The organism is uncultured Selenomonas sp. (assembly GCF_963528755.1).
Lineage (GTDB): Bacteria > Bacillota > Negativicutes > Selenomonadales > Selenomonadaceae > Selenomonas.
The window spans coordinates 12,228-37,381 of sequence record NZ_CAURXA010000006.1 but is presented as its reverse complement, the minus strand read 5'-3'; the positions used below and the strand labels follow the sequence as shown (position 1 = coordinate 37,381).

The window sequence follows — 25,154 nt, the reverse complement described above, 5'->3', positions numbered from 1 at the left end:
TATGCACCGCAGGTCAAGTCTTTCCTACAGGACGCAAAGAAGCGCCATCGCGAACGACGGCGCTTCTTCCTAGGACAGGCGCATCTTGAAATCCTCGTAGCCGAAGCGGTGCACGACCTGCCATGCGCCCGTTTCATCGACGGCGACGATCGCGGGCAGCGGCATACCGTTGAAGGTGTTGTTCTTCACCATCGTATAGATCGCCATGTCGCCGAAGACGATGCGACGGGAGGCAGCAAGCGGCGCATCGAACGAGTATGTGCCGATCGTGTCGCCTGCAAGGCACGTCGGCCCCGCAAAGGTATAGGCGAAGGGCTTCTCCCCTGCCTCGCCCGCACCCAGAACGGGCGGGCGGTACGGCATCTCGATAACATCGGGCATGTGACATGCCGCCGACGTGTCGAGGATGGCGACAGGCGTATCGTTTTCAACGATTTCCAGTACCTCGGCGACGAGGAATCCCGCATCGAGCGCGATCGCCTCGCCCGGCTCGATATAGACCTTGAGTCCGTATTTCGTTTGCATACGCATAATGCACCGTTTCAGCAGGTCGATGTCGTAGCCCTCGCGCGTGATATGGTGTCCGCCGCCAAAGTTGATCCACTCCATCTGCGGCAGCCATGCGCCGAACTTCTCCTCGACGGCTTCGAGCGTCTCCGCCAGCGGCTCCGCCCCCTGCTCGCAAAGCGTATGAAAGTGCAGCCCCGTCAGCCCTTCCATCTTGTCGGGGCGAAAATCGCCGCACTTGACGCCGAGACGCGAGCCTGCCGAGCATGGGTCATAGATCGCGTGCTCCTGCGTCGAATGCTCGGGATTGATGCGAAGGCCGCACGCGCAGCCGTGCTTCAAGGCAAACTCACCGTACTTTTCCCACTGGGCGAAGGAGTTGAATACGATGTGATCGGCGATCTTGACGATCTCCGCCATGTCCTCAGCTTTGAACGCCGGCGAAAAGACGTGGTTCTCCTTGCCCGGCATTTCTTCGTATGCAAGACGCGCCTCAAAGAGACCGCTCGCCGCCGCTCCTGCAAGGTATTCGGCGATGAGCGGATAGAAGCGGAACATCGAAAACGCCTTCTGTGCCAGAAGTACATATGCGCCCGTCTCCTGCTGCAAGTCGCGCAGGACGGCGAGATTCCTGCGCAGAAGCTCCTCCATGACGACGTAGGAGGGCGTCGGCACGGCATGGAAAATTTCTGCGTACTTCTCGAATTTCCCGAAAGTCTCGCCCATCAATCGACAAGCTCCGGCGTGAAGCTCTCCTGCCACGGCAAACCCCAGAGATTCAGCGCATCCATGAACGGATCGGGATCGAACTGCTCGATGTTATAGACGCCCGCGCCCTTCCATGTGCCGTTCATCACGAGCATCGCGCCGATCATCGCAGGCACGCCCGTCGTGTAGGAAACCGCCTGCGAGCCGACTTCCTTGTAGCACGCTTCGTGATCGCAGACATTGTAGAGATAGTACGTCTTTTCCTTGCCGTCTTTCTTGCCGCGGAAGATGCAGCCAATGTTCGTCTTGCCCTTCGTCCTCGGGCCAAGGCTCGCGGGATCGGGCAGAACTGCCTTGAGGAACTGCAGCGGAATGATCTTCTTGCCCTCGAACTCAATCGGCTCGATCGAAGTCATGCCGACGTTTTCCAAGCACTTGAGGTGGCGCAGGTAACTCTCGCCAAACGTCATGAAGAAGCGGATGCGGCGGATACCGGGGATATTGATCGCGAGCGACTCCAGCTCCTCGTGATGCAAGAGGTACATATCCTTCTCGCCGACCTCGGGGAAGTTGTAGACGCGCTTGATCTCCATCGGCTCCGTCTCGACCCACTTGCCGTTTTCCCAATAGCTTCCCTTCGCCGAAACCTCGCGGATGTTGATCTCGGGGTTGAAGTTCGTCGCAAACGGATAGCCGTGATCGCCCGCGTTGCAGTCAAGAATGTCGATGTAGTTGATCTCGTCGAAGTGATGCTTCAAGGCGTAAGCGGAAAAGACGCCCGTGACGCCCGGGTCGAATCCCGAGCCGAGCAGCGCCGTGATGCCGGCTTCCTTGAAGCGGTCATTGTACTCCCACTGCCATTTGTATTCAAACTTCGCCGTGTCCTCCGGCTCGTAGTTCGCCGTATCGACGTAGTGCGTCTTCGTCGCAAGGCATGCGTCCATGATCGTCAGATCTTGGTACGGCAATGCGAGATTCAAGACGACATCAGGCTTCTCTCGCTCGATCAGGGAGATGAGCTCGTCCGTCTTGTCCGCATCCACCTGCGCCGTCGTGATTTTCGTCTTGCCGCCCGCGAGCTTTTCCTTCAATGCGTCGCACTTTGCTTTCGTGCGGCTCGCAATGCAGATTTCCTCAAAGGCGTCGCTGTTCTGGCAGCACTTGTGCACGGCGACGCTTGCGACGCCGCCCGCGCCGATGATCAAAGCCTTTCCCATGATTTTCCTCCTGTCGTCAACTCAAGGGCGTTCGCCGCCCACATCAAACTATCTCTGCACCGCGAATCGCCGGTTCTTCCCAAGCGAGAAGCATCTCTCTGAGGAGCTTCAAGGCCACCGCCGTCGATGCGCCGCTCGCATCGTAGTGCGGCGACAGTTCGACCATGTCGCAGCCGACGATGCGGTCGAGCCGCAGCGTCTTTCGGAGCGCACGAAGAAGATCGAGGAAGCTCACACCGCCCGGCTCGGGCGTGCCCGTACCGGGAAAAACACTCGGATCGAGCACATCGAGATCGAGCGTCAGGTACACGGGCTTTCCCATGAGTTCAGCGAGGCTCCATTCAAGCCCCGTGAAATCAAAGCGCTGCAAATGTGTGTGCTCCTTCGCCCAGAGGAACTCCGCGCGCTCGCCGCTCCGTATGCCAAACTGATAAATGCGCCCGTCACCCAGGATGTCCCAGGCGCGGCGCATGACCGTTGCGTGCGAGAGCTTCGCGCCCAAGTAATCATCGCGCAAGTCCGTATGTGCATCGAAATGTACGATATGGAGGTCTTCGTAGCATTCGGCGAGCGCACGCACGACGGGAAGCGTCACGAGATGCTCGCCGCCGATCATGAAGGGCTTCTTGCCATCGGCGAGCAGGTTCCGCGCAAAGTCCTCGATCTGCCCTAAAGCGCGAGCCGTATCGCCAAAGCAAAGCTCCAAGTCGCCGCCGTCAAAGACGCGCGCCTCCTCCATATCAAGGTCGAGATATGGGCTGTACGTCTCCAGCCCATACGACTCGGCACGCATCGTGCGACTCGCAAAGCGCGTGCCCGGGCGAAACGATGTCGTCGAATCGAAAGGTGCGCCGAAGAGCACGATGCGCGACTCTTCGTATGAAGTCTCGCAGCCAAGAAAAGTTTCTACATTATCTTTCAACATCGCGCAGCATCTCCTCCACATAGGTCGGCAAGGCGAAAGCGCCGATATGCAGCTTCGTATTGTAGTAGCGCGTCTTGATGCCGAGCCGCTTCCAACGCTGCCAATCAACACCCTCGATGGGCGCACGCTTCTTCGACGCGAAGCCGAAGAGCCAGTGCCCCGACGGATACGTCGGGATATGCGCCTGATAGACGCGGCTGATGGGGAACGACTCGACGATGCGCTTGTGCGCACGCTGCATGGCATAGGCGTCGTCCTTGTAAAACGGGCTTTCGTGCTGATTGACCATGATGCCGTCCTCGTGCAGAGCTTTGAAGCAGTTACCGTAGAACTCCTTCGTAAAAAGCCCCTCGCCCGGCCCGAAAGGATCGGTCGAATCCACGAGGATCAAATCGTATTCGTCCTCGGGCTGACGGATGAAACGCAGTCCGTCCTCGAAAAAGAAACGAATGCGCGGATCTGCAAGGCACGCCGCTGTCTGCGGCAAGTGCTCGCGGCATGCCTCGACGACCATCTCGTCGATCTCCACGAGGTCGATGCGCTCGACGCTCTTGTAGCGCAGAAGCTCGCGCACCGTGCCGCCGTCGCCGCCGCCGATGACGAGAATGCGCTTCGCCTCGGGATTGACGCACATCGGCACATGCACGATCATCTCATGGTAGATGAACTCATCCTTCTCCGTCAGCATCATGTAGCCGTCAATCGTCAGAAAGCGCCCGAATTCCGGCGATTCGAAGATATCGATGCGCTGGAATTCGCTCCTGCCCGAGTAGATTTGCCGATCGACCTTGATGGAAAAACCCGCATCCTTTGTGTGCTTCTCCGTAAACCAAAGATTCATGCCTCAGTCTCCTTCATCACGTTGAGCCGTCGGATTTCCATATCCTCAGGCCCCGTCAGCGAGCAGCCCTTCTTCTTCGCGTAGCGGATATAATCGAGGATGTCCGCCGTCACAAGCTCGCCCGGTGCGAGGATCGGAATGCCCGGCGGATAGCACATGACAAATTCGCCCGCGACGCGTCCCGCCGTCTCGGCGATGGGAAGCGCCTCCTTCTCAGCGTAGAACGCCTCCTGCGGGCCGCAGACGACCTTCGGGCTGATGTACTCGACCTCCAGCATGTTTTTCGGCGGCTTCTTATAGTTGCGCCGAATTTCGGCGAGCGCGGATACGAGACGCTCAATGTCCTTGGGGCGGTCGCCGATCGAGACGTAGGCGAGGAGGTTCGCCATGTCGCCGAACTCCGTCTGAATGTCGTACTCGTCGCGCAAGAGATCGTAGACCTCGATGCCCGCAAGTCCCAGAGAGCGCGTGAAGATCGAAAGTTTTGTGACATCGAAATCGAAGACGGCGTCGCCATCGGCAAGTTCCTTCGCATAGGCATAGTAATCGCCGATGGCGTTGATCTCAGAACGCGCATATTCGACGTGACGGATGACCTTATCGATCGTCTCGCGCCCACGAATCGCAAGGTTGCGCCGCGAGATATCGAGGCTTACCATAAGGAGGTACGACGCGCTCGTCGTCTGTGTGAGATTGATGATCTGATGCACATAGCCCTCGTGCACGCGCTCGCCGATCAAAAGGAGCGAGCTTTGCGTCAGAGAGCCGCCCGACTTGTGCATGCTCACCGACGCCATGTCCGCCCCCGCCGCCATGGCGGAAACGGGCAAATGATCGTGGAAGTAAAAGTGTGTGCCGTGCGCCTCATCGGCGAGGAGCAGCATGCCGTGCGCATGAGCGAGATCGGCGATGGCGCGGATGTTCGAGCATATCCCGTAATACGTCGGATTGTTGACGAAGATCGCCTTCGCGTCCGGATTCTCCTCGATTGCACGCTCGACATCGGCGAGCCTCATGCCGAGCGCGATGCCGAGCCGTCGATCCATCTGTGGATTCACATAGACAGGAACAGCGCCCGAGAGGATCATCGCGTTGATGACGCTTCGATGCACATTGCGCGGCAGGATGATCTTCTCACCGCGCTTCGCCGCCGTCAGAATCATCGTCTGCACCGAACTCGTCGTGCCGCCGACCATGAAGAATGCGTGCGCCGCACCGAACGCCCGCGCCGCCAACTCCTCCGCCTCGCGAATCACCGATACGGGATGGCAAAGGTTGTCGAGCATCTTCATCGAATTGACGTCGACGGAAAGGCACTTCTCGCCGAGAAAGTCCACAAGCTCCGCGTTGCCGCGTCCGCGCTTGTGCCCCGGCACGTCAAAAGGCACGACGCGCCTGCTCTTGAAGCGCTCCAGAGCTTCAAGAACAGGCGCCCTGTCCTGCGTATAGTAGTCGAATGCTTCCAATCCTTCTTTTTCCTCCCAAAGAGCAAAGCGCAAAGACTTGCTCAGAATACATTGCTGCCGCTGTAGATCTCAATCATCTCGCGCCGCAGGCTGTTGCTGATCGCGAGCCGCGTCTTCGGCGGTATCTCGTAAATATCCGTATTGAAGAGGTAATTCTGCAGCTCGATTTCCTTGATGAGCATGCGCGTGTGGAAAATATTCGCCTGATAGACATTGATGTCCATGGCGTCGTACGTCGCCAAAGTCTCCGACTTGATATACTCTTGAATCGACGACATCTTATCGTCCATGAAGAGCTTCTTTCCCGTCACATCTCGCGTGAAGCCGCGCACGCGGTAATCCATCGTGATAATATCCGAATCGAACTTGCCAATGAGGTAGTCGAGCGTCTTCAAAGGCGTGATCTCGCCGCACGTCGCCACGTCGATGTCGACGCGAAACGTCGCGATGCTCGTCTCGGGATGGAACTCGGGGTATGTATGCACGGTCACATGACTCTTGTCGAGGTGCGCGACGATCTCGTCATTCATCAGTGGCTTCTTGTGCCCCGCTGCATCCTCTTCCGAAATGAGGAAGGTCACGCTCGCGCCCTGCGGATCGTAATCCTGCTTCGAGATGCTCAGGACATGCGCGCCGATCATCTCCGTCACGCGCATGAGGATCTTCGTCAATCGCTCTGAGTTGTACTGCGAGTCAATATATTTGATGTAGTCCTGCTGCTCGCGCTGCGATTTCGCATAGCAAATATCGTAGATATTGAAGCTCAGAGACTTCGTCAGATTATTGAACCCGTATAACTTCAGCTTTCCTTCCAACCCGAACGTCCCATCCTTCCCTTGGCTGACAAGAAAAGGCAGATAACGAGCTATCGCTGCGTCACCTGCCGTTCATTTTCGTTTTTGCTAGCTCTGCCTTATTATAATGGAAATTTCGTGCTTTGACAAGACTTCATCACTGCAAGCTGGAGGACAACTCACCCTTTGACGAGCACTGCGTGAGCGAATTATTTTCCTTACACAGAAAATTTTAAGGCTTGAAATTCATGCGCCGCAAAAGTGTCAAAAACTCCTGCGCGGCAGGCGTGAGATGTCGTTCCTTCTCCCGCACGATGACAATGTTGCGCGTCAGGGCAGTCTCATCCAAGGCAATAGTACAAAGCAAGCCTGCTGCCTTTTCTAAAATAATGGACTTTTCCGGCAGAATGGAAATGCCGATGCCATGCATCGTTGCCTGCTTGATTGCCTCTTGATGACTGATAAAAAGAGGCCGCTCCAAGGAAAGTCCGAATGGCACAAGCTTCTGATGCAAGAACTTATAGATGGACGAGGAGCGATCCTTAATGATAAAAACCTCACGATTGAGTTCTGTCGTGCGAATACTCGCACGCTGACCTAGAGGATGCGACGGTGCTACTGTCACATATAAAGTATCCGCCTGCCACGGCTCCACGATATAACGCTCCTCATCTATCGAAATGTAATCCGAAAGCAGGATAAACTCCAACTCATAATTCTCCAACATCTGAATTAGCTTCCGTGACGAATTGATCGTCATATCGAGGGTAATGCCAGGACAATGTTTATGAAATGCGGCGAGGCAAGGCGGCAACAAATATACGCCGATGAAATTTGTCGCACCGAAGCGCAAACTCCCCTCGTCAAGTCTTTCAATTTGTCGGATATGTTCACGCGCATTGCGATAATTTGCAAGAATATTACTGGCATACGGTCGTAGGTATTCACCATAAATCGTCAGTGAAGAATGCTTCTTCGTACGATTGAACAAGGGAACTTTGAGTTCATTCTCCAAACTCTGAATCTGCTTGGACAGAGCTGGCTGGGAAATAAACAGCTCATCTGCGGCTCGTGTAAAACTGCCCGTATTCGTCAACACAAGAAAAGCATGTAATTTTTCCAAATCCATATAATGTGCCTCCTCTTTCATTGTCTCCATATCATCATAACACATCGTTATCTATATGAAAATATAATCGAATTGTATTATGAAAAAAGTCTGTTTATAATGAAGGTGAAAATTCAGAGAGAGTATTTCAACGTAAGGAGATGAAGAAATGAAAAACTCTGAAGAAAAGAACAAAAAATCCTTGGCATGGGTAGGCATACCGCTTTCCGTAGTGGTTTTCTTGCTGATTTATCTAATGCCGCGTCCCGAGGGATTGACCGCAGTGAGTCAAGCTGCCTTGGCGATGTTCTCCGCCGCCTTGATTCTCTGGGTCGCTAAGCCGATTCCGATTTACCAGACATCTATTTTAGCTATCCTCTTGTTGCCGATGCTCGGCATCGTCAAGAAGCAGTCCGTGGCGTTCGGCACGCTCGGTTTCGATATCATTTGGCTGATGGTGGCGGCTTTCGTCCTTACGTCTGCCATGAGCACATCGAATCTTGGCAAAAGAATCGCACTCATCTTAGTGACACGTTTCGGAAAGACACCGACGAAGATGCTGGCGATCCTTGTTGTCGTCAACTTCGTCCTAGCATTCTTTGTTCCATCGACTACGGCACGTGCTTCCTTGATCATGCCGATTGCACTCGTTCTCCTTGAAGTCTACCGTGCAATTCCGGGCGAAAGCAAGTTCGGCAAGCTGATGATGCTGCAAGGCGTACAGAACAACGCTTTCGCAACCTCCGTCGTCATGACGGCAACTGCAGCACAAGTGCTTGCCTTAGGTTTCATCAATCAACAAACGAACGCCTCCATCGGCTATATGGACTGGCTGCTCGGCTCATTTCCCCAAGCAGTTCTCACGGCAGGCATTGCTTTCATCATTGGACTCAAGATGTATGATTTCAAAGGCGAGCTCGGAAACTCATCCGAAAAAGCAAGTACCCTGCTACAAAAACAACTCGACGATCTCGGCGCAATGAGCGTCCAAGAGAAAAAGACGACGGTCATCTTTTTGCTCACGTTATTTTTATGGGCAACTGGCGATTACCAAAAAGCGCTGCTCGGCGTATCAATCAGCACGGAACAGACGGCTGTTCTCTCTATGCTGCTGTGTTTCTTGCCGCGCATCGGCGTGCTCACATGGAAGGAGGCCAACATCAAATGGGATTTGATGTTGTTTTCCGCCGGTGCATATGCTGTCGGTAACGCGCTCAACGACTCGGGCGGCGCTTCCTGGGCAATCAGCCGACTGATCGAAGCGGTCGGGCTTGACAAAATGAGCCACGAGTTCGTCGCCATCTCCTTGATTTTCATTTCCGTGTTCAGCCACTTGATCTTCACGAGCAAGACGGTGCGCACAACCATCTTGATTCCCGCCGTCATCGCGCTCGCTTCACAGCTCGGCATGAATCCCGTATCGCTTGCACTCGCCTGCGCCTTCTCGATTTCCTGTACGATCACACTGCCGCCGCACTCGAAAGTCAACACCTTGTATTTCGGTACAGGATATTTTGAAGTGCGCGACGAATTCATCTTCGGTTTGATTTCCTGTTTTGTCTGTGCAGTCGCCATCAGTTTGGTATACTTCTTCTGGTTGCCGATTGTATTGGGGTGAAAATATGATGAAAAATAAAATTCTTTTGACGATTGCCGATGGCTTGGGTGATCGCCCATGCGAATCCTTAGGCTGGAAAACACCGCTTGAAGCGGCAAAAAAAGAAAATCTCAATGCCATCGCCGCAGCAGGCTCCTCGGGACTCATGGATCTTCATGCCTGCGGCACACCCGTGGGCACAGATCTCGGGCACATGATTCTCTTTGGCTACGGCTTGGAGGATTATCCTGGACGCGGGCCAATCGAAGCATTCGGTGAAGGCCTTCTCCTGCAGGAAGGCGACGTAGCATTTCGCGCCAACTTCGCAACGGTCGATTCTGCGAACATGGTACTCGACCGCCGTGCCGGACGCATACGAACAGGTACAAAGGATCTTGCGCACCTCTTGCATGGCTATAAAATTGACGATGTAGAAGTGCTCTTCCAAGAGGCGACAGAACACCGTGCCGTGCTCGTGCTGCGTGGCCCATCTTTGAGCGCCGCCGTAACAGACAGCGACCCCAAAAAGGAAGGCCTACCTTATCGAAAGGTTGAGCCAAAAGATACGAGTATAGAAGCTGCACGTACCGCTGACCTGCTCAACCGCCTCCTGCCCAAATTCGGTGAAATCCTCGCGGATGCTCCGTTGAACAGAGAACGTATCCAATCAGGACATCCCCCTGCCAACTTCCTCTTGACACGCGGCGCAGGACAAATGCCAAAGCTCGCAAAGATGACGGAGAAATATGGCTTTACAGGCGCATGCGTCGCTGCTGAAAGCACTGTGCTCGGCGCTGCACGACTCGCTGGCTTCGACACGATAACAGAAAGCTGCCTGACGGGCAACTTGGATACCGATGTCGAACGCAAGGCGCGTCTTGCCATCGACGCACTCAAAAACCATGATTTCGTCTGCCTCCACTTCAAAGCAACCGACCTCATGGGACACGACAACAATCCCACAGGCAAAGTGCATGCTGTCGAACATTACGATACAATGCTCGGATATGTACGCACATACCTGCCCGAAATTCATGATGCAAATGTAATCGTTGCCATGGCCGCTGATCACTCGACACCGTGCGAGCGCCGCGAACACAGCGGTGATCCCGTGCCCATTGTCATCGCCGGCCACAACATCCGCAAAGACAATGTCATAGTATACGATGAGATGCATGCCGCACGCGGCGGTTTGCTGCGCATGACGGGACGTATGTTCCACGACTTCTTGCTTGACTATCTCGAAGTGATGCCCAAGCTCGGGAATTGAGAGTGATTTCACATCGTTATCATGTCGCTGTCAAACAGAAAGCCCCGAGAATTCCTCTCGGGGCTTTCTCATATTTACCATCACATCACTTCGCCATAAGCTTCGCAAGCTTGTTCGCAAAGTCCACGGGATTCTCGGGCAGGATGCCTTCGATGATTAGAGCTTGCGTGTAGAGGAGGTCGCAGTAATCCTTGAAGTCCTCCGTATCCTTGCCCGCTTCGTGCAAGGCCTGCAGGCGCGTGAAGATTTCATGGTGCGGGTTGATCTCAAGGATGCGGCGCGCCTTGAACATCGGGTTGTCCATCTCGGAGAATGTGTGCTCCATCGAGAGACTCGGCCCCATCGCGTCCGCCACGAGGCAGACGGCGCTCGACTTAAGACGCGAGGTCAGCTTGACTTCCGCCACGCGGTCGCCCAAGGCTTCCTTGACGTCCTTCAGAAGATCGTCGTTCTTCTTCTGAATGTCCTCCGTCTCCTTCTTCGCCTCCTGCGACTCGGCATCATCAAGATCCAGATCGCCGCGGCTGATCGAGTGGAACTTCTTGCCCTCGTACTCGCGCAGCGTCTCAATCGTGAACTCGTCGACGGGGTCGGTCAGGTAGAGGACCTCGATGCCCTTCTCGCGCAACAGTTCCATCTGCGGCAGCTTCTCGATCGTCGCCTTGTCCGTGCCCGTCGCATAGTAGATTTCCTTCTGGCTCTCGGGCATACGCGAGACATACTCCTTGAGCGTTGCGAGCTTTCCTTCTTTCGAGCTGAGGAAGAGCAGCAAGTCCTTGAGTTTGTCGGCCGTGTTCTCGCCGCTGTAGATGCTGTTGTAAATGCCGATCTTCAGAGACTTGCCGAATTCCGCCCAGAACTTTTCGTACTTCTCACGTTCGTTCTTCAGCGTGCGCTCCAACGTCTTCAGGATGTTCTTCTCAAGATTCCTGCCTATGGTCTTGAGTTCGCGGCTCTGCTGCAGAAGCTCGCGCGAGATATTGAGCGAGAGGTCGGGCGAGTCGACAAGCCCTTTCATGAAGCGCAGGTAATCGGGCAGGAGATCCTTGCACTTGTCCATGATGAAGACGTGGCGCGAGTAGAGCTGCACGCCAGGCTCGAAGTCCGTATGATAAAGGTTGAACGGCGCATGTGCGGGAATGAAGAGCAGCGCCGTGTACTCGACCGTGCCTTCCGCCTTCGTGTGGAAGATCTCCATCGGGTCTTCCCACTCGTGGAATTGATTCTTCAAGAACTCGTTGTATTCCTCAGGCTTGATATCGCTCTTGTTCTTCGTCCACAGCGGCGTCATGGAATTGAGCGTGCGCACCTCCGTGCGCTTCGTCTTCTCTGCGCCTTCGATGGGCTTGCCATCCTCGTCTTTCGGCATTTCCTCGATCTCGAAACTCATCTTGATCGGGTAGCGCACATAGTCCGAATACTTCTTGACGAGACCTTCAAGCTTGTACTTGTCGAGGAAGTTCTCCTCAGCCTCCGCACCGTAGTATTCCTTGGCGAGCGTGATGACGATCGTCGTGCCGTGCTTCTCCTTGTCGCACTCTTCTATGCTGTAAGTGCCGTCACCTGTCGATTCCCAGCGTATGCCCTGCTTCTCGCCCGCCTTGCGCGTGAGGATCGTGACCTTCTCGGAGACCATGAAAGCCGAGTAGAAGCCCACGCCAAACTGACCGATCAGCTCCTTCTCGTCAACCGCCCCGTTCTCTTCCTTCGTACGCTGCAGCTGCTCCAAGAACGCCTTCGTTCCCGACTTCGCAATCGTGCCGATGTTCTCGACGACTTCCTCCGCCGTCATGCCGATGCCGTTGTCCGAGATGGAAAGCGTATGCGATGCCTCATCTGGCACGAGGAAGATCTCCGCACTCTCGTCACCCTCTCGCAATGCGCTGTCCGTCAAGGCAGCGAAATGCAGCTTATCGAGCGCATCCGACGCGTTGGAAATAAGCTCCCGCAAAAAGATTTCGTGATTCGTATAGATGGAATGAATCATCAAGTCGAGAAGCTGTTTTGTTTCTGCCTGAAATTCATGCTGTACTTTTGCCATGAAAAAATCCCCTTTACACAAACTACACGCACAAACGTCCACTTTGTGGACATTGTGCGCCGCCCTTACCAGAAACCAACCAATCGGTCTGCGCCCTTTGGGCTTGACCTCTTGGGGTTTCATGGTAAAAATGCACGGGAGGCGAAGCGCTGTGCGCCGTCCGTTCCCGTGCATCTAGTGTACTATATAAAGGTCAAAAAGTCAACATCCCTTGCATAGCTCACAAATCCTTTAGCGTCGAAATGCCCGCGCGGAATTCCGAAACGTTTTTCGCCGTGATTTCGGGGTTGTCGATCAACTCGATCTTGAAGGCGCGCCCCTTTTCCGAGCGCAGGAAGACGACTGCCATCTGCGTATCCGCCTTCGCTTCGGTATCAAGCTCTCCATCGCCGTCCGTATCGACCATGATGGTCTTCGCGGTCACGGCGAAAACGCCCTTCGTTTTTGCCGTGACCGGTATGATATCGACGACAGCGTAAGCACTGTTTTCCTTCAACTGTGTCAGAAGAAGCGCCTCATCCTTCTGTGAGAGCTTCGTGAGATCAGGCAGATCCCCCTTGGCGAAGCCGTCGGGGATGATGATCCAAGCCTTGTTGATCTTGTAGCCATCGTTGGCAAAGACGAGCACGCTGCCCTTCTCATCCTCATTCAGCACACTTGCGGGCAGAACGCCAAGCGGCTTCGTCGGACACATGATACTGTAGCCTTCCTCCTTGTTCGTATAGGTGTAAGGCTCCGCGCCCGCTGTCTGCGGCATCACTGCTGTCACTGCGAACATCGCACAAAAGGCGAGGGCTACAGCAAAAATCTTCTTCAGCTTCATAAAAAATCTCCTTTCCCAACTCCCAAAATATCGGCAGAACGGCATCTTGCTGTTCATGCCATCATACAACGAAAAATCTAGAGCCTCCTTACATTTGCTTAAATAATCAGCGATAAAGGCTGAAACTTGTCTAAAAGGCTGTGTGACAAAATTGTGTTCCATTCAATGTGAATCATCTAGAATCAGATCCCGCACCATGGTGAGCGCAGCTTCTGTCGATTGACGCTTGACCTCCGTGCGCACGCCATCGAAAATATGACGTTCCACGTGCACCGCCCCCGCCGTGGCGACGGCGATATAGACAAGCCCCACGGGCTTCTCTGCCGTCGCGCCGCCCGGCCCCGCGATGCCCGTAATGCCGACGCCGATATCGGCGGGAATCGCACGGCGCACGCCCTCCGCCATCTCTCGCGCCGTCTCCTCGGACACGGCGCCGAACGCCTTGAGCGTCGCCTCGTGCACGCCGACGAGCGAAGCCTTGACCTCGTTCGTATAGGAAACGACTGCGCCCATGACATAGGCGGAACTTCCCGCGACATCGGTCAGGCGGCTCGTCAGAAGACCGCCCGTACACGACTCGGCACAGGCAATCGTTCTGCCGCACTCACGCAGCAGTCGTCCGACAAGCGCCTCCAACGACTCCCTTTCCTCGGCCATACCTATACACCCTTCCAAAATCCTGTCGCCTTTCGTTTCCTAAGCGCCGCCGCCCGTACATCGTACACAAACCGTATCCTCACTCGACAAGCTCGCCGACCGCATCGTAGGTGAAGCCCTGCACAATGCGCACGCGCACGATGTCGCCCGGCCGGCTCGCCGCATCGCCTTCGATGAAGATCTGCCCATCGACGCCAGGCGCTTCGCGATAGGAGCGCCCAAAGGCAAGATTCGGCTGCTCCTCGTCGCGGCCTTCGACGAGCACGTCAAGCTCCTTGCCCTCAAGCCCCTGGTTCAACTCCTCCGAAATCTTACACTGCACGCTCATGAGATCATGGTAGCGCTCCTGCACGATATCCTCGGGCACTTGGCGCGGCATGGAAGCGGCTGGCGTATCCTCCTCCTGCGAGTAGGTGAAGATCCCCACTTTCTCGAAGCGCTGCTCGATGAGGAAGCGGCGCAGAGTCTGGTACTGCGCATCCGTCTCGCCTGGAAAGCCCACGATGAAAGTCGAGCGAACAGCGACGTTCGGTATGCGCTTGCGAATCTTTTCGAGAAGCGTCACGACCTCCTCCTGCGTATCGGGGCGGCGCATCGACTTCAAAATCGAATTGTGCGCATGCTGCAGCGGCAAGTCGACGTACTTGCAGATCTTCGGCTCCTGCGCAATCGTCGTGATGAGTTCATCAGTGAAATTCTTCGGATAGCAGTAGAGCACACGCAGCCACTCGACCTTCTCGATTTTCACAAGCTCCTGCAAAAGACGCGCCAAAGACGGCTCGCCGTAGATGTCCTTGCCGTAATACGTCGAATCCTGCGCGACGAGTATGATTTCCCGGACGCCCTCGGCGGCAAGGCGTGTGACCTCGCGCTTGATGTCGTCCATCGGTCGGCTGCGAAAGTGTCCGCGAATCAGTGGAATGGCACAGAAGGCGCAGCGATGGTCGCAGCCTTCGGCGATCTTCACATAGGCCGTATAGACAGGCGTCGTCAGAATACGCGGCGTCTTCGCATCGTAGACAATCTCATTCTCTCCTGCCAAGACGATGCGATTGCCCGCCAGAGTCTCACGAACCGCCTCCATGATGCGGTTCCATGCGCCCGTGCCGATGATGGCATCGGCCTCGGGCATGTCGTCCAAAAGCTCCTGATGATAGCGTTCCCCGAGACAGCCTGCGACGATGAGCGAACGACAGCAGCCCGTTTCCTTGTACTCCGCCATATTGAGCACCGTCGTGATGGATTCCTCCTTCGCCGACTGGATGAAAGCGCATGTATTGACGATGATGATCTCCGCCTCTGCTGGATCGGGCGTAAGCTCGATGCCGTTGTCCTGCAAGATGCCGAGCATGACTTCCGTATCGACGAGATTCTTGGCGCAGCCGAGGCTGATGAATCCTGCTTTCAAAAAACTTCCTCCTCAAGGTATATCAAGCATAAGGGGAGGAATCCAAGGATTCCTCCCACCATCATCTTTTACTGCAGCCGCACTTCCTTCACCCAACGATCCAAGAGATCGTGACGCTGGCTCGGGCTGAAATCCTGCGGCCTGGAAAAGAGCACGACGTCTTTCCCTGGAAAAGACTTATAGGCGATCGTCACAGGATTGAGCGGCACGAAGAAGAACTCCCGGCTCTGCAGGGTGAGCTGCGCTTCATCGCTCAGCAGCCACTCCGCAAAGGCCTCCGCCTGCTCCTCGTTCTTTGCTCCCTCGACCAGTCCCACGCCCGTCAGCGTGTACGCCGTGCCATCCTCGGGGTAGATGATCTGCAAGGGATAGCCCTGATGAATGTAGCGCATGACCTCGCTCTGCACGGCGACGGAAACGTCGACCTCGCCCATGCCCGCCATGCGCACGGGTGTCGAAAGGTATTTGGAATACTGCACGACCTTGGGCTGTATGCCGCGCAGGATGTCATACGTCGCCGCATCGCCGAACTGCGACATCATGGAGAAGAAAAGGTTCGCCGACGCATCCGCCGCAAAAAAGTCGGTAATGCCGACGCGCATCCCCTGCATCGTGGCAAGTTCCGTCCACGTATTGGGCACGCGCGGCACAGTACGCACATAATCGCGGTTGGCGCAGAACACGACGGGATCATACCAGATGCCCGTCCATGCAGCAGACGCATCCTTAAAGGACGCACTGACCGAGTCCGTGCTCTCCGAGACGTACGGCTGCAAAGCACCGTCTGCCGCTGCCTTCTCCAATGTCGCACGATCGGCGAGCACGAGATCCGCCCCGCCCTTGCCGATTGCGGCATCCTGATGCAGCTTCTGCAAGACCTCGGCCGAACTTACGGGAACGAAGTTCACCTGCACGCGCTTTGCCTTCTCGTATCCTTCAGCAAGGATTCCCGCATGCTCGGGCGGCAAGGTCGTATATACCGTGACGGACTGCTGAGGCCGCTCCCGTCGCGTCCTGTCCGCATGCCCCGCCAAATTGTCCGAAATCGTCGCGATCAAAAGAACCAGCATGAACGCCACGAGGAGCAGGGATGTATATCGTCGCATCGCTTTCCCTCCTTGGTTCTTATCGAAGCGCCGACAGCTTCAGCGCTTCCTTGAAAGTATATCATTGGGTACATTATACATAAAATGCCGCACTTATACAACTGTCTATATATGCTAGCATATATAGACAGTTGTATATAGATGTACCTTCCCATATCATGATTCAAAGAGGGTTCAGAACACCTGCCAGGTGCTCTGAACCCTCTTTATTTTATGCCGAACGATTTCAAACGCCATACTCCTTCGCCAGCTTCTCAAAGAGCGGCAGAGAGCGTTCGATCGTCTGCTCCTCGATGCAGTAGGACGCGCGGAAGTGTCCGGGGCAGCCGAAGTCCGTGCCGGGGACGAGCAGGAGGTCGTACTTCTTGGCGCGCTCACAGAAGGCATAGTCGTCCGCCTCCAACGACCGCGGGAAGAGGTAGAACGCGCCCTGCGGCTTGACACACGAGAAGCCCGCGCGCACGAGTCCCTCGTAGAGCATCGTGCCGTTCTTCTCGTACGGCGTTATATCCGAAGACAGCCTCGCGCAGCGTGCGACGACGAGCTGCCACAAGGATGGCGCATTCACATGCGTGAGGACGCGCGCCGCACCTGCGACAGCGCCGTAGACACTCGAAAAGTCCGCAACCTCATCGGGCACGACGATGTAGCCGATGCGCTCTCCTGCAAGCGAGAAGGACTTGCTGTACGAATAGCAGACGAGTGTATTCTCGTAATACTTCGTGATGTACGGCACCTCGCAGCCGTAAGCGATCTCGCGGTACGGCTCATCGGAAATGAGGAAGATCGGATGATCGTATTCCTGCTGCTTCTTGCGAAGGAGTGCGGCAAGCTCTTTGATCGTCTCCTCAGAGTATACGGCGCCGCTCGGATTGTTCGGCGAATTGACGATGACGCCCTTCGTCCTGGGAGAAAGACGCTCCTCCAGGGCGGCGAAGTCGATCTGAAAATCCTCCGTCTTGGCGGGCACGACGCGAAGCTTCGCGCCGACGGACTCGACAAAGCAGCGATACTCGGGAAAGAACGGCGCAAAAGCGATGAACTCGTCGCCCTCCTCGGCGAGTGCCTTGAAGCACACGGTGATCGCCGCCGCCGCGCCCGCTGTCATGAAGAGGTTCCTGCCCGAAAAGTGCGTGCCGAATCGCTCGTTGATACTCGCGGCGAGCGTTTCGCGCACGGCGGGATTGCCCGGCGCGATGGTGTAGCCGTGCACCGCCTGCGGCTCCATCTCCGTCATGATTGCAAGAACTGCCTGCTTGATGAAGTCGGGCGCAGGGACATTGGGATTGCCGAGGCTGAAATCGCAGATGTTTTCCTCCCCCACCTCCTGCGCTCGCTTCCTGCCGTACTCAAAGATCTCGCGGATCGTCGACTTCTTCGTGCCGAGTTCCCGCATCTTTTCCGATACCATCATGCCAAACCCTCTTCATTCTCACAGAAATAACGCATGCTCGTCTTCTTCCACTCCTTGACGGAGTAAAGCATGACGCGCTCACTGAGACCGCACTCTGCCGCAAGCGCAGCGGCGATCTCCTCACACTCGTCGCGGCTCTTCGCATGAATCATCGTGTAGACGTTGTACGGCCAATCCTCCGCCGTATCGCGGTCGTAGCAATGCGATACCGCAGGGCTTTCGCACATACATCGCGCGATCTCGTCCATGCGCTCGGGCGGCACAACCCATGCGCACAGGACGTTCGCCGTGAAGCCCGCCGCGCGATGCTGAAGCACGGCTCCCATCTTGCGGATCTGTCCGTTTTCCTTGAAACGGCGCAGACGAAGCAGAAGCTCTTCCTCTCCGATGCCGACCTTGGCGGCGATTTCCTTGTACGGTTCTTCCACAAGTGGGAAATCCCCCTGCATGGCACGCGTGATCTTCCTGTCGATTTCATCGAGCATTTCCATCCGCCCCCCTATCCAAGCTTGAACTGCACGTTGACCTTGTACTTCTTGTGCGAGGCAAGATTCAACAGAGCCTCGACCCCGGGAAGCGCTCGAATCTCCGCGAGAATCCTGCGGCGCATTTCCTCGTTCGGTGTGAGCAGCGTGAACCAAAGGTTGTACCTGCCCTCGCGCTCGTAGTTATGCGTCACACCCACATGGCGATTCACGGCCTCCGCCACGCTTTTCATCGCCTCAGGCTTCACGCGAAGCGCCACGAGCGTGCCGCGGTAGCCCATCTTCGCCGAGTCGAAAAACGGCCCGATGCGGCGCAGATACCCTTGCGCCTTGAGTTCTTTCACGCGTGAAAGGACGGTCTTCTCGTCCGACTCCAAGCCTTGCGCCAAGTCAGCAAAAGGCCGGCTGCTGATGGGCAAGCCGGCCTGCAAGACGTTGAGGAGCTTCTTGTCAAAAGCTGTCAACATATTTTCACCCTCATTTTCTCTGGGGAGTTTCTGGCAATACACCCTTCCTTCATTCTATCAGAACGTTCGCTATCGCGTCAAGCAATTCTGAACGCCCTTCATTTTTTACCGAAGAATACGGCAGGATATCAAGCTCCGCGACGCCGAGCGCCCTTCGCATGGCAGCGATGCTCTTATTCTGCTCGTTGCGGCTCAACTTGTCCGCCTTCGTCGCTATGACGAGCACGGGCAGTCCCTTCGCCACGAGCCATTGGAACATCTCGATATCCGAAGCCATGGGTTCGTGGCGGATATCCATGAGTTGGCAAACGAACTGCAAATCCTCGCTTTGCAGCAGGTACGCCTCGATGAAGCGCGACCAGATCTTGCGGTTCTTCTTCGCCGTGCGCGCGTAGCCGTAGCCCGGCAGATCGACGAGGTAGAAGTCGCGCCGCTCGTCTTCCCCCTCGATCTTCGCGCCAAGCTCGTAGAAGTTGATCGTCTGTGTCTTGCCGGGCTGTCCCGAGACGCGAGCGAGATTCTTCGTGCGTGCGAGCGAGTTGATGAGCGACGACTTGCCAACGTTCGAGCGTCCGATGAAGACGATCTCCCTGCGACGCACTTCGGGGTACTGTTCCTTCTTTACGGCGGAGGCAATGTACTTTCCCTGCGTGATCGTAACCCTATCCGGCATGTGCGCCCCCCTTTTGCGGCACGAGCGCCTCAGCAAGAACCTCGTCCATCGTTTCCACGGGCACGAAGGCGAGCTTTTCGCGCACTTCCTGCGGAATGTCCTCGATGTCGCGCTCATTCTCCTTCGGCAGCACGATGCGCGTCATGCCTTCGCGGTACGCCGCCAAGACCTTTTCTTTCAACCCGCCGATGGCGAGCACGCGCCCGCGCAGCGTGATTTCACCCGTCATGGCGACGTCACTTCTGACCTTTCGCCCCGTCAGCGCCGAAATCATCGCCGTCGCCATCGTGATGCCCGCCGACGGGCCGTCCTTCGGAATCGCGCCCTCGGGCAGATGGATGTGGATGTCGCGCTTCTCGTAGAAGTCGCCGTCAATGCCGAATTTCTCCTGCCGGCTGCGAATGTAGGAAAGCCCCGCACGCGCCGACTCCTGCATGACGTCACCGAGCTGCCCCGTCAAGATCAGCTTGCCCTTGCCCGCGAGCACCGTGACCTCCGTCGGCAGGATGTCGCCGCCGACCTCCGTCCATGCCATGCCTGTCGCCACGCCGACTTCGGGCTTCTTCTCTGCCTTCTTTCTGAGAAACTTCGGACGCTCCAAGAAATCTCTGAGATTCTTCTTCGTCACGCGCACGGACTTCTTCTCGCCCTCGACGATGAGCCGTGCCGCCTTGCGGCATACATGGCCGATCGTGCGCTCAAGCTCGCGCACGCCCGATTCGCGCGTGTACTCGACGATCATCTTCTCGATGACGCCTTCGCCAAATTGCAGGTCACGCGCCTTCAGACCGTTCGCCGTGCGCTGGCGTCCGACGAGATAGCGCTTGGCGATCTCCAGCTTCTCCTGCTCCGTGTAGCTCGACAGCGTGATGATCTCCATGCGGTCGCGCAGGGCGCGCGGGATATTCGCGAGACTGTTCGCCGTGACGATCCAAAGAACCTCGGAGAGATCGAAAGGAAGCTCGACGTAATGATCGCTGAACGTCGTGTTCTGCGCGGGATCGAGCACTTCGAGGAGCGCCGCCGACGGATCGCCCTTGTAGTCCATGGCGATCTTGTCCACCTCGTCGAGCAGGAATACGGGATTCTTCGTGCCCGCCTTGCGCAGCCCTTCCATGATGCGTCCCGGCATTGCACCGACGTAGGTGCGGCGATGTCCGCGAATCTCCGCCTCGTCACGGATGCCGCCCAGAGACGCACGCACGAATTTCCTGCCCGTCGCCCGCGCCACGGAGCTTGCCAGAGACGTCTTGCCAACGCCCGGCGGGCCTACAAGGCACAGGATCGGCGCATGCTGCTCCTTCGTGAGCTGGTGGACGGCAAGGTATTCGAGGATGCGCTCCTTGACCTTCTTGAGTCCGTAGTGATCCTCGTTCAAGACCGTTTCCGCCGCCTTGATATCGATGTTGTCCTCCGAGGAAATCATCCACGGAAGCTCAAGCAATGTCTCGATATAGGTGCGTATGACGCCCATTTCGGCGGACATGCTCGCCTGCCCCTCCATGCGGTGGATTTCCTTCTTGATCGTTTTCTGCACGTCCTCGGGATAGGAGCCCTCGGCGAGTTTCTTGCGGTACGCTTCGATATCCGCCGCCTTGTCGTCCTCGTCGCCCAGCTCCTTTTGAATCGCCTTGATCTGTTCGCGCAGGTAATAGTCCTTCTGGATCTTTTCCATCTGCTTGCGCACGCGCATGCCGATCTTGCGCTCCATCTCAAGCACTTCAAGCTCACGTGCCAGAATCTTGTAGAGAAGCTCCATGCGATTCTTGATGTTGACCTGCTCAAGGAGCGCCTGCCTGTCCTCAACCTTGAGACTCAAGTGGCTGGCGATGAGGTCGCCCAAGCGTCCCGCATCGTCGAGAATCGCCACGGAAACAAGCGTCTCGGCGGGAATCTTCTTGCTGAGTTTCACCCATTGCTCGAATTCATGCACGACGGCGCGTGTCAAAGCCTCCATCTCCATGGATTCCTCCACGATCTCGGCGTATTCGACGACCGTCACCTCGGCAAAGGTTTCCAGCTCTTCATACGCTTCGATTGCCGCACGCTTCTGCCCCTCGACGAGCACGCGCAGAGCGCCGCCCGGAAGCTTCAGCAATTGGCGCACCTCGGCGATCGTGCCGACATCGTAGAGATCTTTCTCTCCCGGCTCATCAGTCTCGGCATTCTTCTGCGCCACGAGCAGGATCTGGCGATCGCGCACCATCGCTTCCTCCAAGGCTGCCACGGAGCGCTCCCTGCCAACGTCGAGATGGATGATCATGAATGGAAACACAATCATTCCACGCAGAGGCAGGAGCGGCAGCTTACGTATTTCCGACATAAACAATCCTCCTGAATATAGAAAAAAGGGGACGCTGCTTGCCGCAGCGCCCCCTTTCGATGCTCAAGCCGATGCTTCCTTGTCCGTGCCTTTCGTCTTCGCCTTAGCCTTGTCAATCGTCAGCACAGGATCCTTCTTGTCCGAAATGACCTCCTTCGTGACGCGACAGTGCGAAGCCCCGTCGACCGACGGCACCTCGTACATGACGTTGCGCATGATGCTCTCGATGATCGAGCGCAGACCTCGCGCCCCCGTCTTTCGCTTCAAGGCTTCCTTTGCAATCAGATGAAGCGCCTCTTCGTCGAAATCGAGCTTCACGCCGTCCATCTCCAAGAGCTTCTGATACTGCTTGACGAGCGCGTTCTTCGGCTCGGTCAGGATGCGCACGAGCGTATCTTCACCGAGCGCTTCGAGCGTCACAACGATCGGGAGTCTTCCGATGAACTCGGGAATCAGGCCGTTCTTCAGCAAATCCTCCGGCAGGATGTGGCGCAGCGTTTCCCCGATATTGCGCTCCACCTTCGACTCGATTTCCGCACCGAAGCCCATGTTCTTTTTGCCAAGACGCGCCTCGATGATCTTCTCGATGCCATCGAATGCACCGCCGCACAGGAACAGGATATTCGTCGTGTCGATCTGAATGAGTTCCTGGTGCGGATGCTTGCGCCCGCCCTGCGGCGGTACGGAAGCCACCGTGCCCTCTAAGATTTTGAGGAGCGCCTGCTGCACGCCCTCGCCCGAGACATCGCGCGTGATGGACGGATTCTCCGACTTGCGTGCGATCTTGTCGATCTCGTCGATGTAAATGATGCCCTTCTCCGCCTTCTCCACATCGTAGTCTGCCGCTTGGATGAGTTTTAAGAGGATATTCTCCACATCCTCGCCGACGTAGCCGGCTTCCGTCAGAGACGTCGCATCGGCAATGGCGAACGGTACGTTGAGGATCTTGGCGAGCGTCTGCGCCAAGAGCGTCTTGCCGCTGCCCGTCGGGCCGATCATGAGGATGTTCGACTTCTGCAACTCGACCTCGTCTGCCTTGCCCTGCGTGCGATTGATTCGCTTGTAGTGGTTGTAGACGGCAACGGAAAGCGATTTCTTCGCTTCCTCCTGCCCAATCACGTATTGGTCGAGGATCTGGCGAATCTCCTTCGGTTTCGGCACATCCTTGAGCTCCACTTCGATATCTTCACTGAACTCTTCCTCGATGATCTCGTTGCAAAGTTCGATGCATTCATCGCAGATGTAGACGCCTGGGCCTGCCACGAGCTTTCTTACCTGCTCCTGCGACTTGCCGCAGAAGGAGCACTTGAGCTGGCCCTTTTCATCCCCAAACTTCAGCATGATACCACCTCTTACTTCTTGGGCTTCTCAATTTTGACAGGACGCGTGATGACCTCGTCGATGAGACCGTATTCCTTCGCCTCCTCTGCCGTCATGAAATTGTCACGCTCCGTGTCGGCGATAAGCTTTTCACGCGGCTGCCCCGTGTGCTTGGCGAGGATGTCGTTGCCGACTTCCCTGAGGCGCAGAATCTCCTTCGCCTGAATCTGGATGTCCGTCGACTGTCCCTGTGCACCGCCCAAAGGCTGATGAATCATGATGCGTGCCAGGGGAAGCGCGTAGCGCTTGCCTTTCGCCCCCGCTGTCAGCAGAAGCGAACCCATGCTCGCCGCCTGTCCGATGCAGATCGTCGACACGTCGGGGCGGATGTACTGCATCGTGTCGTAGATGGCAAGACCTGCCGTCACGACGCCGCCCGGGCTGTTGATGTAAAGGTGGATGTCCTTATCGGGATCTTCCGACTCAAGGAAGAGGAGCTGCGCGACGACGACATTCGCGACGTTGTCGTCGATCGGCCCGCCGACGAAGACGATACGATCCTTCAAGAGTCGCGAATAAATATCGTAGGCGCGCTCTCCTCGATTCGACCGCTCGACCACCATGGGAACATAACTGTTCATATAGCTGTTCATGCAATCACTCCATATATGACGACGTCAACGACCGTGAAAGAACGTGTCATCACTTCGCGGCGTTATCCAAGATGAACTGCGACGTCTTCTTTCTGAGAACCGTCGTAATGAGATCGCCGATGCGTCCCTGCTCCTTGACGACTTTCCGGACCTGCGCCGGCGTCGCGCCGTAGGTCAGCGCCATCGCTGCAACCTCATCGTCGAGATCCTTGCCTTCGACCTTAATGTCTTCGGCCTTCGCCACAGCTTCCAGCATGAGGTCGGTCTTGACGTTTTCCTCAGCCGTCTTCTTGTACTGCTCGCGAATCTGGTTGAGGTCGGTGCCTGCGTACTGCAGGTACTGCTCAAGCTTCATGCCCTGCTGCTCCAGGCGCATCGCCATCTCCTGAATCATCATCGTCACGCGGTTCTCGATCATGACGGCAGGAATGTCGACCGTGATGTTCTCCGTCGCCTTCTCGATGACGGCGACCTTGTAGTCGTTATCTGCCTTCTGCTGTGCGGCATGCTCAAGGTTCTTGCGGATGTCGACACGAAGCTCTTCGACCGTCTGGAACTTGCTGACCTTCTTGGCAAACTCATCGTCGAGTTCAGGCAGCTGACGCTCCTTGATGCTGTGAATCGTGCACTCGAACTTCGCGGGCTTTCCTGCGAGATCCTTCGAGTGGTACTCCTCGGGGAACATCACGTTGACGTCGCGTGCCTCGCCGACCTTCGCACCGATGAGCTGATCCTCGAAGCCCGGGATGAAGCGGTTCGAGCCGATTTCGAGCGGATAGTCCTTGCCCTCGCCGCCTTCAAATGCCTCTCCGTCAACGAAGCCCTTGAAGTCGAGAGTCACGAGGTCGCCACTCTTGACCTCAGCGCCCTCGGCAGCATCGACCATCTGGCTGCGGCGACGACGCATGCTCTCAATTTCCTTATTGATGTCCTCATCCGTGATCTCATCGACCTTCTTTTCAACCTGGATGCCCTTGTACTCGCCGAGCGTTACCTCGGGCTTTGCCGTGAAGCGTGCCTTGAAGACGACATCCTTTCCCTCTTCCAGTGTCACGGCCTCGATATCGGGGCGCGAAACGGGCGTCATGTCCTGCTCCTTCAGGGCGTCGGCAAACGCCTTGTCCGCCACGGCGTCAAATGCCGTATCAAGAATCGCCTGCTTGCCGATGCGCTGCTCGATGATATGGCGCGGCGCCTTGCCCTTGCGGAAGCCCGGGATGCTCACGCGGTTTGCAAGGTCCTTGCAAGCCTTCGCCTCGGCCTTCTTCAAGACCTCCGCTTCTACCTCTATTGTCAGCACGACCTCGTGGTTGTCCATCTTCTCTGCAGTAACCTTCATAGTATGAAATAC

Annotated in this window: 22 protein-coding genes; 2 read left to right on the top strand and 20 right to left on the bottom strand. The window is 56.3% G+C overall.

The annotated features are described in order from the left end of the window. Positions 1–69: 69 nt before the first annotated feature. The 7 genes from nspC to RWS31_RS08085 all read right to left on the bottom strand — a co-directional run bounded on the left by nspC (position 70) and on the right by RWS31_RS08085 (position 7,587). Entirely contained in the window at positions 70–1,233 is a 1,164-nt protein-coding gene (nspC, locus tag RWS31_RS08115; RefSeq protein WP_294175373.1) for a carboxynorspermidine decarboxylase, read from the bottom strand. Continuing rightward, a complete protein-coding gene (locus tag RWS31_RS08110) occupies positions 1,233–2,432 on the bottom strand; it encodes a saccharopine dehydrogenase family protein (protein ID WP_294175361.1) in 1,200 nt (399 codons plus the stop codon). The genes nspC and RWS31_RS08110 overlap by 1 nt, the downstream gene beginning before the upstream one ends. A 43-nt stretch (positions 2,433–2,475) precedes the next feature. Next, the gene (speB, locus tag RWS31_RS08105; protein WP_314597398.1) at positions 2,476–3,357 is read right to left on the bottom strand and encodes an agmatinase; all 882 of its coding nucleotides are present in this window, start codon (positions 3,355–3,357) and stop codon (positions 2,476–2,478) included. Then, a complete protein-coding gene (speE, locus tag RWS31_RS08100) occupies positions 3,344–4,198 on the bottom strand; it encodes a polyamine aminopropyltransferase (RefSeq protein ID WP_294175363.1) in 855 nt (284 codons plus the stop codon). The genes speB and speE overlap by 14 nt, the downstream gene beginning before the upstream one ends. Then, complete coding sequence (locus RWS31_RS08095; protein WP_314597396.1) at positions 4,195–5,664, bottom strand: aminotransferase class I/II-fold pyridoxal phosphate-dependent enzyme; 1,470 nt, start codon at positions 5,662–5,664, stop codon at positions 4,195–4,197. The genes speE and RWS31_RS08095 overlap by 4 nt, the downstream gene beginning before the upstream one ends. 41 nt (positions 5,665–5,705) lie before the next feature. Beyond that, entirely contained in the window at positions 5,706–6,479 is a 774-nt protein-coding gene (gene speD / locus RWS31_RS08090) for an adenosylmethionine decarboxylase (protein WP_265071451.1), read from the bottom strand. Between the two features lie 211 nt (positions 6,480–6,690). Beyond that, positions 6,691–7,587, bottom strand: a complete 897-nt coding sequence (locus tag RWS31_RS08085; RefSeq protein ID WP_314597393.1) for a LysR family transcriptional regulator — start codon at positions 7,585–7,587, stop codon at positions 6,691–6,693. A gap of 148 nt (positions 7,588–7,735) precedes the next feature. Here RWS31_RS08085 and RWS31_RS08080 point away from each other — a divergent pair, with 148 nt between their 5' ends. Together RWS31_RS08080 and apgM are read left to right on the top strand one after the other, a co-directional pair. Then, a complete protein-coding gene (locus tag RWS31_RS08080) occupies positions 7,736–9,184 on the top strand; it encodes a DASS family sodium-coupled anion symporter (protein ID WP_314597391.1) in 1,449 nt (482 codons plus the stop codon). Positions 9,185–9,191: 7 nt separating this feature from the next. Further along, the gene (apgM, locus tag RWS31_RS08075) at positions 9,192–10,433 is read left to right on the top strand and encodes a 2,3-bisphosphoglycerate-independent phosphoglycerate mutase (protein WP_314597389.1); all 1,242 of its coding nucleotides are present in this window, start codon (positions 9,192–9,194) and stop codon (positions 10,431–10,433) included. 85 nt (positions 10,434–10,518) lie between these two features. On the opposite strand, the gene htpG is transcribed toward apgM, so the two are convergent. The 13 genes from htpG to tig form a co-directional block, all read right to left on the bottom strand. Beyond that, positions 10,519–12,474, bottom strand: a complete 1,956-nt coding sequence (gene htpG, locus RWS31_RS08070; RefSeq protein ID WP_314597388.1) for a molecular chaperone HtpG — start codon at positions 12,472–12,474, stop codon at positions 10,519–10,521. A gap of 220 nt (positions 12,475–12,694) precedes the next feature. Beyond that, on the bottom strand, positions 12,695–13,297 hold the full coding sequence (locus RWS31_RS08065) for a hypothetical protein (RefSeq protein WP_314597387.1): 603 nt from the start codon (positions 13,295–13,297) through the stop codon (positions 12,695–12,697). A 162-nt stretch (positions 13,298–13,459) separates the two neighbouring features. Continuing rightward, positions 13,460–13,954 carry a nicotinamide-nucleotide amidohydrolase family protein gene (locus tag RWS31_RS08060; RefSeq protein WP_314597385.1) on the bottom strand — a complete coding sequence of 165 codons (495 nt, stop codon included), beginning with the start codon at positions 13,952–13,954 and terminating at the stop codon, positions 13,460–13,462. A gap of 79 nt (positions 13,955–14,033) precedes the next feature. Beyond that, positions 14,034–15,362, bottom strand: a complete 1,329-nt coding sequence (gene rimO / locus RWS31_RS08055; RefSeq protein WP_314597383.1) for a 30S ribosomal protein S12 methylthiotransferase RimO — start codon at positions 15,360–15,362, stop codon at positions 14,034–14,036. Positions 15,363–15,430: 68 nt separating this feature from the next. Then, positions 15,431–16,468 (bottom strand): extracellular solute-binding protein, encoded by a 1,038-nt coding sequence (locus RWS31_RS08050; RefSeq protein ID WP_314597382.1) that lies wholly within the window; start codon positions 16,466–16,468, stop codon positions 15,431–15,433. A gap of 226 nt (positions 16,469–16,694) precedes the next feature. Further along, positions 16,695–17,879, bottom strand: a complete 1,185-nt coding sequence (locus RWS31_RS08045) for a pyridoxal phosphate-dependent aminotransferase (protein WP_314597702.1) — start codon at positions 17,877–17,879, stop codon at positions 16,695–16,697. Continuing rightward, positions 17,879–18,373: an AsnC family transcriptional regulator gene (locus RWS31_RS08040; protein ID WP_314597380.1), complete on the bottom strand. Its 495-nt coding sequence runs from the start codon at positions 18,371–18,373 to the stop codon at positions 17,879–17,881. Before RWS31_RS08040 ends, RWS31_RS08045 begins: the two co-directional genes overlap by 1 nt. A gap of 8 nt (positions 18,374–18,381) precedes the next feature. Then, the gene (locus RWS31_RS08035; RefSeq protein WP_314597378.1) at positions 18,382–18,834 is read right to left on the bottom strand and encodes an AsnC family transcriptional regulator; all 453 of its coding nucleotides are present in this window, start codon (positions 18,832–18,834) and stop codon (positions 18,382–18,384) included. Between the two features lie 49 nt (positions 18,835–18,883). Next, positions 18,884–19,507, bottom strand: coding sequence for a ribosome biogenesis GTP-binding protein YihA/YsxC (yihA, locus tag RWS31_RS08030; protein WP_314597376.1), 624 nt, complete (start codon positions 19,505–19,507; stop codon positions 18,884–18,886). Further along, positions 19,497–21,830, bottom strand: a complete 2,334-nt coding sequence (gene lon, locus RWS31_RS08025; RefSeq protein ID WP_314597374.1) for an endopeptidase La — start codon at positions 21,828–21,830, stop codon at positions 19,497–19,499. Before lon ends, yihA begins: the two co-directional genes overlap by 11 nt. Positions 21,831–21,893: 63 nt before the next feature. Beyond that, positions 21,894–23,171, bottom strand: coding sequence for an ATP-dependent Clp protease ATP-binding subunit ClpX (gene clpX, locus RWS31_RS08020; protein WP_006192120.1), 1,278 nt, complete (start codon positions 23,169–23,171; stop codon positions 21,894–21,896). Positions 23,172–23,182: 11 nt separating this feature from the next. Next, entirely contained in the window at positions 23,183–23,791 is a 609-nt protein-coding gene (gene clpP / locus RWS31_RS08015; protein ID WP_314597700.1) for an ATP-dependent Clp endopeptidase proteolytic subunit ClpP, read from the bottom strand. Positions 23,792–23,852: 61 nt separating this feature from the next. After that, positions 23,853–25,142 carry a trigger factor gene (tig, locus tag RWS31_RS08010; RefSeq protein ID WP_314597372.1) on the bottom strand — a complete coding sequence of 430 codons (1,290 nt, stop codon included), beginning with the start codon at positions 25,140–25,142 and terminating at the stop codon, positions 23,853–23,855. Between the last annotated feature and the right edge of the window lie 12 nt (positions 25,143–25,154).

Coding starts and splice junctions, on each gene's coding strand:
- clpX (WP_006192120.1), bottom strand. CDS start 23,171: ATGCTGAAGTTTGGGGATGAAAAGGGCCAGCTCAAGTGCTCCTTCTGC.
- clpP (WP_314597700.1), bottom strand. CDS start 23,791: ATGAACAGTTATGTTCCCATGGTGGTCGAGCGGTCGAATCGAGGAGAG.
- RWS31_RS08040 (WP_314597380.1), bottom strand. CDS start 18,373: ATGGAAATGCTCGATGAAATCGACAGGAAGATCACGCGTGCCATGCAG.
- RWS31_RS08035 (WP_314597378.1), bottom strand. CDS start 18,834: ATGTTGACAGCTTTTGACAAGAAGCTCCTCAACGTCTTGCAGGCCGGC.
- lon (WP_314597374.1), bottom strand. CDS start 21,830: ATGTCGGAAATACGTAAGCTGCCGCTCCTGCCTCTGCGTGGAATGATT.
- RWS31_RS08050 (WP_314597382.1), bottom strand. CDS start 16,468: ATGCGACGATATACATCCCTGCTCCTCGTGGCGTTCATGCTGGTTCTT.
- RWS31_RS08065 (WP_314597387.1), bottom strand. CDS start 13,297: ATGAAGCTGAAGAAGATTTTTGCTGTAGCCCTCGCCTTTTGTGCGATG.
- RWS31_RS08045 (WP_314597702.1), bottom strand. CDS start 17,879: ATGGTATCGGAAAAGATGCGGGAACTCGGCACGAAGAAGTCGACGATC.
- speB (WP_314597398.1), bottom strand. CDS start 3,357: ATGTTGAAAGATAATGTAGAAACTTTTCTTGGCTGCGAGACTTCATAC.
- speE (WP_294175363.1), bottom strand. CDS start 4,198: ATGAATCTTTGGTTTACGGAGAAGCACACAAAGGATGCGGGTTTTTCC.
- yihA (WP_314597376.1), bottom strand. CDS start 19,507: ATGCCGGATAGGGTTACGATCACGCAGGGAAAGTACATTGCCTCCGCC.
- nspC (WP_294175373.1), bottom strand. CDS start 1,233: ATGGGCGAGACTTTCGGGAAATTCGAGAAGTACGCAGAAATTTTCCAT.
- RWS31_RS08060 (WP_314597385.1), bottom strand. CDS start 13,954: ATGGCCGAGGAAAGGGAGTCGTTGGAGGCGCTTGTCGGACGACTGCTG.
- apgM (WP_314597389.1), top strand. CDS start 9,192: ATGAAAAATAAAATTCTTTTGACGATTGCCGATGGCTTGGGTGATCGC.
- RWS31_RS08085 (WP_314597393.1), bottom strand. CDS start 7,587: ATGGATTTGGAAAAATTACATGCTTTTCTTGTGTTGACGAATACGGGC.
- RWS31_RS08110 (WP_294175361.1), bottom strand. CDS start 2,432: ATGGGAAAGGCTTTGATCATCGGCGCGGGCGGCGTCGCAAGCGTCGCC.
- htpG (WP_314597388.1), bottom strand. CDS start 12,474: ATGGCAAAAGTACAGCATGAATTTCAGGCAGAAACAAAACAGCTTCTC.
- tig (WP_314597372.1), bottom strand. CDS start 25,142: ATGAAGGTTACTGCAGAGAAGATGGACAACCACGAGGTCGTGCTGACA.
- RWS31_RS08080 (WP_314597391.1), top strand. CDS start 7,736: ATGAAAAACTCTGAAGAAAAGAACAAAAAATCCTTGGCATGGGTAGGC.